Annotated in this window: 11 protein-coding genes; 3 read left to right on the forward strand and 8 right to left on the reverse strand. The window is 70.9% G+C overall.

Translation table 11 applies throughout. The features are described 5' to 3' along the window. Positions 1-20: 20 nt before the first annotated feature. The gene (locus tag ABD339_RS19700; protein WP_344567693.1) at positions 21-569 is read right to left on the reverse strand and encodes a MarR family winged helix-turn-helix transcriptional regulator; all 549 of its coding nucleotides are present in this window, start codon (positions 567-569) and stop codon (positions 21-23) included. Positions 570-739: 170 nt separating this feature from the next. Here ABD339_RS19700 and ABD339_RS19705 point away from each other — a divergent pair, with 170 nt between their 5' ends. Both ABD339_RS19705 and ABD339_RS19710 read left to right on the forward strand, forming a co-directional pair. Continuing rightward, complete coding sequence (locus ABD339_RS19705) at positions 740-1,954, forward strand: FAD-dependent monooxygenase (RefSeq protein WP_344567694.1); 1,215 nt, start codon at positions 740-742, stop codon at positions 1,952-1,954. A gap of 307 nt (positions 1,955-2,261) precedes the next feature. Continuing rightward, positions 2,262-2,615, forward strand: coding sequence for a beta/gamma crystallin domain-containing protein (locus ABD339_RS19710; protein ID WP_344567695.1), 354 nt, complete (start codon positions 2,262-2,264; stop codon positions 2,613-2,615). A gap of 87 nt (positions 2,616-2,702) precedes the next feature. Here ABD339_RS19710 and ABD339_RS19715 read toward each other — a convergent pair whose 3' ends face one another. From ABD339_RS19715 to ABD339_RS19745, 7 genes are all read right to left on the reverse strand, one after another. Beyond that, positions 2,703-3,629 (reverse strand): LysR substrate-binding domain-containing protein, encoded by a 927-nt coding sequence (locus ABD339_RS19715; protein WP_344567696.1) that lies wholly within the window; start codon positions 3,627-3,629, stop codon positions 2,703-2,705. Positions 3,630-3,734: 105 nt separating this feature from the next. Further along, the gene (locus ABD339_RS19720) at positions 3,735-5,120 is read right to left on the reverse strand and encodes an MFS transporter (RefSeq protein ID WP_344567697.1); all 1,386 of its coding nucleotides are present in this window, start codon (positions 5,118-5,120) and stop codon (positions 3,735-3,737) included. Positions 5,121-5,185: 65 nt separating this feature from the next. Then, complete coding sequence (locus ABD339_RS19725; RefSeq protein WP_344567698.1) at positions 5,186-6,628, reverse strand: aspartate ammonia-lyase; 1,443 nt, start codon at positions 6,626-6,628, stop codon at positions 5,186-5,188. 264 nt (positions 6,629-6,892) lie between these two features. Then, positions 6,893-8,035, reverse strand: a complete 1,143-nt coding sequence (locus ABD339_RS19730; RefSeq protein WP_344567699.1) for a M20 family metallopeptidase — start codon at positions 8,033-8,035, stop codon at positions 6,893-6,895. Beyond that, a complete protein-coding gene (locus ABD339_RS19735) occupies positions 8,035-8,709 on the reverse strand; it encodes a DUF1028 domain-containing protein (RefSeq protein ID WP_344567700.1) in 675 nt (224 codons plus the stop codon). Before ABD339_RS19735 ends, ABD339_RS19730 begins: the two co-directional genes overlap by 1 nt. Next, the gene (locus ABD339_RS19740) at positions 8,706-9,176 is read right to left on the reverse strand and encodes a RidA family protein (protein WP_344567701.1); all 471 of its coding nucleotides are present in this window, start codon (positions 9,174-9,176) and stop codon (positions 8,706-8,708) included. The genes ABD339_RS19735 and ABD339_RS19740 overlap by 4 nt, the downstream gene beginning before the upstream one ends. A gap of 10 nt (positions 9,177-9,186) precedes the next feature. Then, positions 9,187-10,473 (reverse strand): flavin-containing monooxygenase, encoded by a 1,287-nt coding sequence (locus tag ABD339_RS19745; protein ID WP_344567702.1) that lies wholly within the window; start codon positions 10,471-10,473, stop codon positions 9,187-9,189. A gap of 362 nt (positions 10,474-10,835) precedes the next feature. On the opposite strand from ABD339_RS19745, the gene ABD339_RS19750 reads away from it, so the two are divergent. Then, positions 10,836-12,086, forward strand: coding sequence for an FUSC family protein (locus ABD339_RS19750; RefSeq protein ID WP_344567703.1), 1,251 nt, complete (start codon positions 10,836-10,838; stop codon positions 12,084-12,086). Positions 12,087-12,142 lie beyond the last annotated feature (56 nt).

Below are 12,142 nucleotides of genomic sequence, written 5' to 3' on the forward strand. Positions count from 1 at the left end.
CCGGCCGGGCGGCGTCCTGTTCAGCCCAGGTCGTTCGTGCCGTGCCCGCCGTGCCCGCCGTGCCCGCCGTTCTCCTCGAAGCGCGCCAGCCGGGCGGTGACGTCATCGACGAGCCGGGCGAGGAGTCGGGTGAGGTCGGCGCGGTCCTGTGCGGGCCAGTCGGTGAGGGCTTCGTCGAACCAGCCGAACAGGGAGGTCACATACCGGTCGGCCCCCTCCATGCCTGCTTCGGTCAGTTCGATCAGGCTCGCCCGGCGGTCGTGCGGGTCGGCGACACGGCGTACGAAGCCGCGCTTCTCCAGGGCCTGGACCTGCCGGGTGACGTGCGGGCCCACGACCTGCATACGGTCTGCGATTTCGCCGACCCGCAGCGGTTTGCCGGCCGTGCGGAGGGTCATCAGCACCCCTATCGCGGGCCGGTCGACGGCGAGCCCGGCTGCCTCGGTGGCCCGGTCCGTGAGCCGGCCCTTGGTGAATGCGGCGCTGAGTTGGGTGAGCCGGGGCAGCATGGCGAGCAGGGCGGCGGGCGGGTTGTCCGGTACGGGCGGCCCGGGGGACTCGGCGGGCATCACACCTCCATTTGCATACCTGAGTTAGGTATCTATATCGTGGGGGACGGCCGCCCCCGACAAGGGAGCCGTATGGCCTCCATAAGGATATCTAAGGTACGTATCTTTGCCGCTCGTGCGGCACGTACCGCCTTCATGCCGGGCACGCCCCGGCCGAAAGGTGTCACGCCATGAACAACGCACCCCGGCCCGCCCGCCGCGTACTGATCTCCGGAGCGAGTATCGCGGGCCCCGCTCTCGCGTACTGGCTCAACCGGTACGGCTTCGAAGTGACCGTCGTCGAGAAGGCCGCCGCCGTGCGCGGCGGCGGGTACGCGATCGACATACGGGGCACGGCCCGCGAGGTCGTGGCCCGCATGGGCCTGCTGCCACGGCTGCGCGAGGCGCACGTGGACACCCAGCGGATCACCTTCGTGGACGCGGCGGGGGAGACCGTCGCCTCCCTGATGCCCGAGCAGGTGACCGGCGGCGAAGGGGGCCTCGACCTCGAAATCCGGCGCGGCGATCTGGCCGAGGCCCTCTACACACCGCTGCGGGACCAGGTCGAATTCCTCTTCGGCGACTCGATCGCGACGCTGGAAGACGACGGGGACGCCGTGCACGTCGTCCTCGACAGCGGCACGCGCCGCACCTTCGACCTCGTGATCGGAGCGGACGGACTGCACTCGAACACGCGCCGCCTGGTCTTCGGCCCCGAGGAGCCCTTCCACCGCTACCTCGGGCACGTCTTCGCGGGCTTCACGCTGCCCAACGAGTTCGAACTCGCGCACACGGGCGTCATCTGGAACGAGCCGGGACGCAGCGCGGTCCTCTACGCCCACGAGCCCGCCGAGCGCCTGCACGGCTTCCTCACCTTCACCCGCGAGACCCCGCCCTTCGAGGCGTTCCGGGACCCGAAGGCCCAACGCGACCTGGTCGCCACGCGCTTCCCGGAACAGGTCTGGCACGTGCCGCGCCTGGTGGAGGCGATGCGGGAGGCCGACGACCTCTTCTTCGACATCGTGAGCCAGATCCACCTGCCCACCTGGTCCCGGGGCCGCGTGGCGCTGGCGGGCGACGCCGCCCACGCGACCTCGTTTCTCTCGGGTCAGGGGTCCAGCGTCTCGCTGGTGGGCGCGTACGTGCTGGCCGGTGAACTCGCCACGCATCCGGATCACGGGGACGCCTTCGCGGCGTACGAGCGCAGGATGCGGCCCTTCGCGGAGCGCAACCAGGCGCTGGCCACCAGCGGGGGCACAGTGGTGACGCCGACGACGCGAGAGATGCTGGAGGCCCGCAACGAGGCGCTGCGCGACCCGGACGCGGCGGCCCGGCTGCTGGCCACGGCGAGTGCGGAGGAAGCGCACTCGGCGCACTCGGCGCTGGAGTTGCCCCAGTACGCGTAGCGGTGCGAGCGCCGGGTGGGAGGGGTGCGGGGCGCCCTTTCGGATGTGAGGCGTCCATTCACGGTGCGGAAATGCGATAACCGCAGCAATAGGGCGTGATCGGGACATTCATAGGTGTATTCCGGTCGGGCACTCCGCGCTCGATTGCCATGTGCGACGGCCTTACAGGATCTTCATTTACGCGAGCGTGGGACAAGCCGTTGGGTCGTCCGCAGAGGCGGGTTCAACGGAAATGTGTTCGGCGCGAAGCGGTTCATGGTGGCTGCGAATTGGGCCCCCGGTTCGGAATTCAGAGCAAGGAGAACCTGTGATCGCGAAGACGAAGAAGGCCGCACGTTCCGTGGCAGTGGCGTTCGCCGTAGCCGCCGCGTTCAGCCTCACCGTGCCGACCGGCACAGCTGTGGCCATCGACCATGTTCCCTGCCGCGGCGGGGAGAACTTCCTCAAGATCTGGTCGCACAACGGCGGGCGGCAGAGCGTGGACTGCTACGCGAACCGCGGAAGGACCTCCTTCGGAGGATGGTGGGTCGACAAGATCTCCACAGGCAATAACGACTTGATCTACTACGACGCGAATGGCGATTCGGTGAAAATCCCGCGGTGGCACGAGATCTCCTTCCCGAACCGCCCGCCGAAGGTGAAGGAAATCGAAATCCTGTGACGGCACACTGACCAGGCCGCCCGGGGCGTACGGGCCCGTTGAATCTCCGTTCACGGTAGGCCCGCCCGCCCCGGGAGCGGCGGCGGCTCATACCTCGGCGGGCCGGGCGGTGACCTCCCGCAGCAGGTCCATCACCGCTCGGGCGCGGGCGGTCTGGGCCACGCCCTCCATCGAGACGAGCCGGACTTCGAGCGGGGGACCGGCGTCCCGGAGGTGAAGTTCCGCGATATCGCCGCCGCTGTAGGTCTGACTGGTGGCCGGCCGCTGGTTGAGGACGGAATATCCGAGCCCCCGGGCCACCAGGGAGCGCACCGTCTCATAGCTCCGGGTGCGGTAGCGGACATCGGGTGCGGTGCCGTGGGCGGCCACCAGTGAGTGGAAGTAGTCGCGGCTGTGCGGGAGGTCCAGCAGGACAAGCGGCTCGGCGGACAGTTCGGTCAGCGCCACACTTTCCCGGCCGGCCAGCGGGTGATGGGCTGAAACGATGACATAGGCCGGTGCGTGGGCGATGGTCTCGCTGTGCAGCTCCGGCTCCGCCGCCAGGCCCAGGTCGTAGGTGAGAGCGAAGTCGATGCGCCCCGCCGCCAGCGCGTGGACGAGCTGGTCCGTCTCCGCCTCCATCACATCGATCTCGATGCTCGGATAGCGTCTGGTGCACTCGCTGAACAGGGGCGGCAGATAGTAGGGGGCCAGGGTCACGAAACAGCCGACGGCCACCGGCCCGGAGATGGTCTCGCCGTCTCCCCTCGCCTCCCGTTCGACATCCCGGGCGCGCGCCAGCAGATCCCGCGCCTGCTGCTGGAGCCTCTCCCCGGCCGGTGTCAGGGTCAGCCCCCGGCCCCGCCGGCGGATGAACAGCTGCGCCTGCAGATCCCGTTCCAGGTTGAAGATGGCCGACGACACGGCGGACTGCGCGATGTGCAGCTCCAGCGACGCCTCCGTTATCGAGCCGCGCTCGGCCGCGACCAGGAAGTACCGGAGCTGAACAAGGGTGAAACCCAACGGTGCGGTCATGCGAGCCCTTTGTGCCTGGTGAACCGTGTCCTGCCCGACCCTATGCGGCGGCGCCCGGTGAACGCTTCGGTGGATCACCGGGCGCCGCGACGAAACGCGCTGTGCTCACTTGTGGGCGCCGACCGCTTCGGGCTCCTCCTCCGGGCCCCGTTCCGAAGGCGCGTCGGGGACGTCCTCGGCGCGCAGCAGCGCGGAGCCGGCGGTCTCCTTCAGGGACAGGGCGGCGGCCAGGCCGCCCGCGGCGAACAGCATCAGGTACGGGCCGGGCACCAGAGTGCTGCCCGTCGAGGAGATGAGCACGGTCATCAGGTAGGGCACCGTCCCGGCGAACAGCGCGGCGGTGATGTTGTAGGCGATGGACAGCCCGCTCTGCCGCGTACGAGTGGGGAAGATCTCCGCCGACCACACCGCGTAGGTGCCGAGGATCGCCGCCAGGATCGTGCCGAGCAGCAGACCGGCGGCCCACGTTCCGGCGAGCCCGGTCCGCATCAGGAGGAAGGCCGGGGTGGAGACGACCAGCAGGGCCGCCGTCGCCCCGATGAACACCGGCTTGCGTCCCACGCGGTCGGAGAGCCTGCCGAACAGCGGCACGAGCACCAGCCCCAGCAGCGAGATGACGGTGGACAGCAGGGCCGCGCTGTCGGCCGTGTGGCCCAGGTGGTCGGTCTCGTAGGTGACGAGGTAGGTCAGCACCGCGTAGAAGGGCACGTGCATCGCCGCCATCAGGCCCGCCGCCTGGAGCAGCTGCCGCTTGTGGGTGCGCAGCAGCTCCCGCGCGGGGCTGCGCGAGACGGTGTCGTTGGCTTCGAGGGCCCGGTACTCCGGGGTGTCCTCGATCTTGTTGCGGATGATGAAGCCGATGACGCCCAGCGGCCCGGAGACGAGGAAGGGGATGCGCCAGCCCCAGGAGGTGAGCTGGTGGTCATCGAGCCCGGTGGACAGCAGCAGGAAGACGAACGAGCCGGCGAGGAAGCCGAGCAGCGAGCCGACCTCCAGCCAGCTCACCCCGAATCCGCGGCGCCGCCGCGGTGCGCTCTCGGCGAGGAAGCTGGCCGCGCTGCCGAACTCGCCGCCCGCGGCGAAGCCCTGGATCAGCCGCAGGGCCACCAAAAGCACCGGCGCCGCGATCCCTATCGAGCCGTAGCCGGGAAGCAGACCGATCGTCATGGTCGCGCCCGACATCATGAAGATGACCAGGGACAGGGTCCGCTTGCGGCCGATCCTGTCACCGAGGGGACCGAACACCAGGGCCCCGATCGGCCGGATGCCGAAGGAGACGGCGAACACGCCGAAGACCGCGAGCAGTCCGGTCGTGCTGTTCTCGGCCGGGAAGAACACGGTCGCGACGGTACCGGCGAGATAGGCGTAGGCCGCCCAGTCGAACCAGTGCACGAACACGCCGACGGCTCCCGCGGCGACGCTCCTGCGCAGTGCGACCACATCGGTGGCCACCTCGGCCTCGGTCGTCGTCGTGGTGTTACAGGTAGGCATGCGCGCCTCCTCGTGGGATGGGTGGAGAAGCGGAGCTGTGCGGGGCCGCCGACGCTCTGCCCGCGTCAGGGCACGGGCAGGCCGGTCAGGGAGGCGGGGCTGGTCAGCTCGCGGAGCCGGGCTTCGGTCAGCAGCTCGCGCTCGCGGACCAGGTCCAGCGCGGGCCGGCCGGTGTGGTGTGCCTCCAGCGCGATGGCGCAGGCGGTCTCGTAGCCGAGTACCGGACTGAGCGCGGTGACCACGCCGGTGGAGGCGGCGACCGTCTCCGCGAGCCGGCGCCGGTTGACGGTGATGCCCCGCACGCAGTGTTCGGTGAGAACCGCGATCCCCGCCGTGAGGTGGCCGAGGCCGGCGCTCAGGCTCCGGTAGATCACCGGCTCGAAGGCGTTGAGCTGGAGCTGGCCGCCTTCCGCGGCGAGCGTGACAGTCACATCGTTGCCGATGATCTCGAACGCGATCTGGTTGACCGCCTCGGGGATCACCGGATTGACCTTGCCGGGCATGATGGACGATCCGGCCTGGCGCGCGGGGAGGGAGATCTCGCCGAGTCCGGCCTGCGGCCCCGAGGACAGCAGACGCAGGTCGTTGCAGATCTTGGAGAGTTTCACCGCGACGCGCTTGAGCACGCCGGACAGCTGGACGAAGACGCCGACGTCCTGAGTGGCCTCGATGAGGTCGGGCGAGGAGATGAGCGTCGGTATCCCCGTCAGCCGGCGCAGACGCTCCACCGCGCGCTCCCGGTAGCCGGGGCGTGCGTTGAGTCCGGTGCCGATGGCGGTGCCGCCGAGGTTGAGTTCGTGCAGCAGTACCCGGGCCTCGGCGAGCCGCTGCTGGTCCTCGGCCAAGGTGGCGGCGAACGCCCCGAACTCCTGGCCCAGCGTCATGGGCACGGCGTCCTGCAACTGGGTGCGGCCGATCTTGAGCACATCCGCGAACTCGGCGGCCTTGGCGGCGAACGCCTCCCGCAGCCCGGCCAAGGCGGCGAGCAGTTCGGCGATGTGCGCGTCCAGCGCCAGTTTCACCGCGGTCGGATAGACGTCGTTGGTGCTCTGCCCGAGGTTGACATGGTCGAGCGGATGCAGCACGGAGTATTCCCCGCGAGGCCGCCCCAGCAGCTCCAGGCCCCGGTTGGCGATCACCTCGTTGGCGTTCATGTTGACCGACGTGCCCGCACCGCCCTGGATGAGGTCCACCACGAACTGGTCCCGCAACCCGCCGTCACGGATCCCTTCGCAGGCGTCGGCGATGGCCGAGGCGAGCGCGGGGTCGAGGGCGCCCACGTCGGCGTTGGCGCCGGCCGCGGCGTGCTTCACCGCGGCCAGGGCCCGGATCAGGTGCGGACGGGCGGCAAGCGTCTCCCCGGTGAGGGGGAAGTTCTCCACCGCCCGCACGGTGTGCGCCCCGTAGTAGGCGTCGGCCGGCACCTCGACGTCACCGAGCATGTCGTGTTCCGTCCGGTACCTCGCGGCAGCCGGGGCACTGGGCCGGGGGCCTGGGGTCAGGGACATGGGTGTCCTCCGGGGAGTGGGGGAGGGAGGGGAGCGGCGGACGGCCGCCAGCGGGGACGGGTTCCGGCGGTGGCGGGAGTACCGGGCAGGCGCGCCACAGCCGATGCGGCCGGCGCATCCGGTCCCGGAGCCCGGCCGGGTGCGGGGGCCGTCATCGCGCACCGCCCGGATCGGCCCCGGCCCGGCCGGACCCGGGCGAAAGGCCGCCCGGCTCCGGCGGCGGCACACGGCCGGCCGGTGCCGCCGCGTCCGCGAGCCGCCCCGTCACGCCGCGCTCCCGGCCGGCGCGCACCGGTCCACGCCGGTCCAGGCCAGCGCGACCGCCGCGTCGAGCAGAGCGCGCTGCGCCGTCCCGCCGACGCAGTACGCGGCGAACTCGTGCTGATGGTTGGTGGCGGGCAGGGACCCGATGCCGATGTAGGGGTGGATGGCCGGCACCACCTGCGAGACGTTGCCCATGTCGGTGGAAGCGCGGTTCATCCGTGCGGCCTGGCCGGGCGGCGCGAACTTCCGGCCCAGGGCGAGGGCGTTCGCACGGTAGTGCCCCAGGGCGGTCTCGTCCGTGCGGAACTCCGCGTACGGCTTGCTCTCCGGTCTGATCTCCAGTTCGCATCCCGTCGCCAGAGCGCCCGCCTCGAAGGCCCGCACCACGCGCGGCTCCAGTTCGGCCAGTTCGGCCAGGGTCTCGGCCCTGACGTACCAGCGTCCCCGCGAACGCTCGGGGATGGCGTTCGGCGCGTCCCCGGCGTGCGTCACCACACCGTGCACCCTGGACGAGGCAGGCAACTGCTGGCGGAGCAGCCCGATGGCGACCTGGGCCACGGTGAAGGCGTCGGCCGCGTTGACCCCGGCCTCCGGGTAGGCGGCGGCATGCGCGGACCTCCCCGTGTAGGAGACCTCCGAGTGGCTGACCGCGAACGGACGGGCCTCGGCCACATCGACCGGCGCCGGATGCACCATCATCGCCAGGTCGGCCCCCGCGAAGGCGCCACGGTCCAGCATCTCGATCTTGCCGCCGCCGCCCTCCTCGGCCGGGGTGCCGTAGACCTCCACGGTGAGCCCGGCGTCGTCGGCGACGGCGGCCAGGCCGAGCGCGGCGCCGACCGAACTCGCCGCGATGAGGTTGTGCCCGCAGGCGTGGCCGAGGCCGGGCAGCGCGTCGTATTCGGCGCACAGCGCGATCCGGACGGGCCCGCTGCCGAACCGGGCCAAGAAGGCGGTCTCCAGCCCCAGGTAGGAGGAGGTGACGTCGAATCCGGCGCGCTCCAGCAGCCCGGGTACGGCGGCGGCTGCCCGGTGCTCCTCCCAGGCGGTCTCCGGGTCGGCGTGCAGCCGCTCGGAGAGGCCGATCAGTTCCCCGGCGTGCCGCTCGACCGCCTGCCGGGCCGCCTCTTTCAGCCCGCCCATCACAGGTCGCCCGGGACGCCGTACGAAGGGGAGGAGGCGGGGTCGAGGCCGCGCCGTACGTAATCGTCCCGCTGCGGCAGCCAGACGTCGAGGAGTTCGCCGAGCCGGTCCACGGGATCCTCGGCCCAGTCCACCCGCAAGTCGGTCACCCGCCACTCGACGTCCGCGACGACCGCCAGGCCCGCCGAGTACACCGGGCCCTCCTCGCCGCCGGCCGCCACGGCGGCCTTCATGGCGGCGAGCAGACGCTCTTCCAGCTCTCCGGTGGCGGCGGACCAGGCGTCCAGGAGGACCCTGGGGATGTGCTCGCCGCACAGCATGTTGCCGGCCGCCACCGCCCCCTCCGCGGTGGCCGAGGCATGTGTGCCCAGCGTCCGGGAGCCGCTGTACGCGAACCCCGGCCCGGAGCGGCCCAGCACGGTCAGCTGACGGTATTCGATGCTCTTCGCGTGCCGCGCCGCGCCGGTGACGCCGGCCAGGGCGCGTTCCGCGTCGCCGTGCTCCGCCAGCCCTTCCAGCAGACTCGTGCCGATCGTCGGGTCGGTGATGTTCTGCGAAGCGGCGGCGCCGACCCCCGGGCGCAGATGGACGACCCGGGCCGCGACCGCCGGACTCGACGAGCTGGCGGCCATACCGAACCTGTCGCCGTCGCGGACCACCAGGGAGAACGTCATGCCCGCTCCTCCTCGGGAATCACCGCGACCGCGTCGATCTCGCACAGCCACTCGGTGCGGGCCAGGGCGGAGACCACCAGGCCCGTGGAGATCGGGTGGACGCCCTTGGTCCAGCGGCCCACGGTGCGGTACACCGCCTCGCGGTAGCGCGGGTCGATCAGGTAGATCGTCAGCTTGACCAGGTGCTCCATCCGGCTGCCCGCCTCTTCGAGCAGCATCTTGATGTTCGCCATGGCCTGTTCGGCCTGCGCTTCGGCATCGCCGATGCCCACGGACTCGCTGGTGTCGAGGTCCTGTCCGATCTGGCCTCGGACATACACCGTGTTGCCGGCGACGACGGCTTGGCACAGGTCGTTGTCGAGGTTCTGCTCGGGATAGGTGTCACGCGTGTTGAACGGGCGGATCCGGGTGTGCCCGCCGGCGACGACGGGGGCCTTCACCGGTCGGCTCTCGTTGGCGGAGGTCATCATCTGCTCCTCAGTTCTCCGGGGCGGCCGGCGCGGCGCCGGGCCCGTCGGTGGTGCCGTACGCGAGGTAGCCCCGCCGGGTCGCGATGTGGTCGGCGATGTACCTGGCGTCGTGCCAGGCCCCCCAGATGAAGCTCGATCCGCGCCGGGAGAGCCAGGGCAGGCCCAGGAAATAGACGCCGGGCTCCGAGGAGAGTCCGCGTCGCTGGTCGGGCCGGCCTCTCTCGTCGAACGCGTCGACCTCCAGCCAGCTGTAATCGGTGGCGAACCCCGTGGCCCACACGATCGAGGTGACCCCGGCCCCGGCCAGGTCGAGTTCGAGCCGGGGATCGGTCACGCACTCCGGGTCGGGACCGAGGACGTGGGCCTCCGGCTCCTGGGGGAGGTCGAGCCCGTTGCGCTCGACGTACGCGTCGGCCGCCTGGAGAAGTGCCAGGTACTTGGCGTCGCCGAGCGCGATGTTCGAGGCGAGGTCCGGTGCGAAGCGCAGCACGCCGTCGTCGTAGGACGCGGTCAGGCCGACAAGCTCGATGCCGGTGCCGGCCAGCGCACGGAAGTCCACCGTGTGACCGCCGCGGGCGCCGCTGACCGCGATGGTGACATGTTCGGCACCTTGCGGCGGCGTCTCCGCGTCCCAGAGCCCGAGCACACCCAGCCACCAGCAGAAGTCACGCCCGCGGTACTGGCGGGGCGGGCGGTCGTGCGGACCGACGGAGAGGAAGACCCGCCGCCCGGAGCGGCGCAGCTCGTCGGCGATCTGGACCCCCGAGGAACCCGCCCCGACCACGAGGACGGCGCCCTCGGGCAACTGCCCCGGGTTGCGGTACCCGCTGGAGTGGATCTGTGTGGGAACGGCGCCTTCGGGGACGATGGGCGGGATGACCGGCCGCTGGAACGGCCCGGTCGCGGCCACCACGAAGCGCGCGTCGATGGAGCCCTGCGACGTCTCGACCCGGAACCCGGGCCGGCCCGCGTGCTTGCGCACCGAGGTCACCTCGACACCGCACCGGACCGGGGCATCGATCTTCTCGGCGTATGCGACGAAGTAGTCCGCTATCTGCTCCTTGGACGCGAACGCGTCGGGGGCCACGTCGGGGAACTCCAGCCCCGGGAACCGGTCGTGCCACGCGGGCCCGTTCGCGACCAGGGAATCCCACCGCTCGGAGCGCCATCGCTCGGCGATCCGGTGCCGCTCCAGAACGAGGTGCGGTACACCGTGGGCTCCCAGGTGCTCGCTCATGGCCACGCCTGCCTGGCCCGCCCCGACGACGACTACTTCAGTCTCTTCACTCGGCATTTCAGCCTCCACTCGGGCGGTAGTGCATCGTGGTGTCGCGTTGACTGTGCTACCGCAGGGGACATCCTTGAGCGGGGCTTGAATTCTGTCCAACAGATGTTTCCGTTGTAAGCCATCTGTTTTTCAGAGGAGTCCCCAACCCTCGTACACGGCAGCGGATTTCGTACCGGACACGCGGCCCGGCCGGGGCGCGCACATGTCCAGCAGGTGGACGTGCCGTGGTTCCGGCACATCTCTTCCGTGCCATGCCGCGCGCCGGATGAGGCTGCTGTGACTTGTGCCACAGGCTGTGATGGCGCTGCCGGGGTACCCCCCTCCTGGCCCGGAAGCGGCGCGGAACGAGAACACCCCGGGGAGTGAAGATGGCCGAGACCGCTGCGGGACCGCAGCGCACCCAGGCGGCAGCCCAAGGCCCATGGGCGCGTACGAAGCAGTGGCTGCGCCGGGCGCGCTCGGACGGCTACGAGCGGCACACCCTCACCCTCATCGCCAAGAGCGCCCTGGCGGCGGCCAGCTGCTGGTGGATCGCGCACGACCTCATGAGCGCCCCGTCCCCGGCGTTCGCCCCGTTCTCCGCGGTGCTGATCATGCAGGTCACCGTCTACCAGTCACTTGTGCAGGCTCTGCGCTACGTCGGCGCGGTGGTCGTGGGGGTGGGCGTACAGGGAGTGCTGGGCTTCCTCGCCGGTCCGTATCTGCTCACGTTCGTGCTGGTGGCCTTGGCGGCGCTGGCCATCGGCCGGTGGCGGCCCCTGGGGTCGCAGGGTCCGCAAGTGGCCACGGCGGCGTTCTTCGCCTTCTCCACCTATGTCTCGGCCACCGGCAGCGCGGAGCGCTGGACCCAACTGGGCCAGATCATCGTGCTGGTGCTCATCGGCTGCGGCGTCGGCATACTGGTGAACACCCTGGTGCTGCCCCCGATGCGCTACCGCAGCGCCGAATACGGCATCCACACCCTGGCGCACTCGCTGTGCGACCTCGTCGGCGACATGTACCCGGCGCTGCGCGAGGGGAAGCTGGAGGCCGAGCGCACCCAGCACTGGCGAGAGCGCGCCTCGCAGCTCGGCTCGATCGTGCAGCAGGCACAGGCATCCGTGCACACCGCCTGGGAGAGCACCTTCTACAACCCGCGCCGGCTGCGGCGGCGCCACCGGCACCGCACCTCCTTCACCGACTACCAGGCCGTGGTGGACGCCCTGGAGCGCGTCTCCTACCAGGTGGCCTCGATGGCCCGGAGCCTCGATCAGTGGAGCGCGGACCACGACAGCGAGGAGGCCGCGCGACCCGGTGACTTCGTCCGCGCCTACGGCGACTTCCTCGCTGCCCTCGCGCACATCTCCGAACTGCTCAGCCAGATCGACGAAGACGCCCTGCCGGACCAGTCGCAGAAACTGTGCGAGGCCGCCGCCGAAGCCCAGAAGGCCCGTGACCGGCTCGAACAGGGCGCACGCGAGAGCTCCTTGCCGCTCAGCGACCCCGCACAGCCCTACGGTCTTCTCATGGCCGAGGCGACACGGTTGATGGACGAGTTCCAGCACACCTGCGACGTCCTCAAACACGGGGTCGATACCGCGCCGGCATCCGCCGCCTCCGTGGGGGAGGGGGGCGGGTGAACTCCGGCCCCGTGCCGGGTCGTTCTGGGTGGCTCGGCAGGCGGCCGGGCCGGGTG

It is taken from the genome of Streptomyces axinellae, from assembly GCF_039532135.1.
GTDB classification, from domain to species: domain Bacteria; phylum Actinomycetota; class Actinomycetes; order Streptomycetales; family Streptomycetaceae; genus Streptomyces; species Streptomyces axinellae.

Bases quoted from the DNA above. Each gene is read 5' to 3' on its own strand.
- ABD339_RS19745 (WP_344567702.1), bottom strand. From the start codon at position 10,473: ATGCCGAGTGAAGAGACTGAAGTAGTCGTCGTCGGGGCGGGCCAGGCA.
- ABD339_RS19700 (WP_344567693.1), bottom strand. From the start codon at position 569: ATGCCCGCCGAGTCCCCCGGGCCGCCCGTACCGGACAACCCGCCCGCC.
- ABD339_RS19735 (WP_344567700.1), bottom strand. From the start codon at position 8,709: ATGACGTTCTCCCTGGTGGTCCGCGACGGCGACAGGTTCGGTATGGCC.
- ABD339_RS19705 (WP_344567694.1), top strand. From the start codon at position 740: ATGAACAACGCACCCCGGCCCGCCCGCCGCGTACTGATCTCCGGAGCG.
- ABD339_RS19740 (WP_344567701.1), bottom strand. From the start codon at position 9,176: ATGACCTCCGCCAACGAGAGCCGACCGGTGAAGGCCCCCGTCGTCGCC.
- ABD339_RS19750 (WP_344567703.1), top strand. From the start codon at position 10,836: ATGGCCGAGACCGCTGCGGGACCGCAGCGCACCCAGGCGGCAGCCCAA.
- ABD339_RS19720 (WP_344567697.1), bottom strand. From the start codon at position 5,120: ATGCCTACCTGTAACACCACGACGACGACCGAGGCCGAGGTGGCCACC.
- ABD339_RS19730 (WP_344567699.1), bottom strand. From the start codon at position 8,035: ATGGGCGGGCTGAAAGAGGCGGCCCGGCAGGCGGTCGAGCGGCACGCC.
- ABD339_RS19725 (WP_344567698.1), bottom strand. From the start codon at position 6,628: ATGTCCCTGACCCCAGGCCCCCGGCCCAGTGCCCCGGCTGCCGCGAGG.
- ABD339_RS19715 (WP_344567696.1), bottom strand. From the start codon at position 3,629: ATGACCGCACCGTTGGGTTTCACCCTTGTTCAGCTCCGGTACTTCCTG.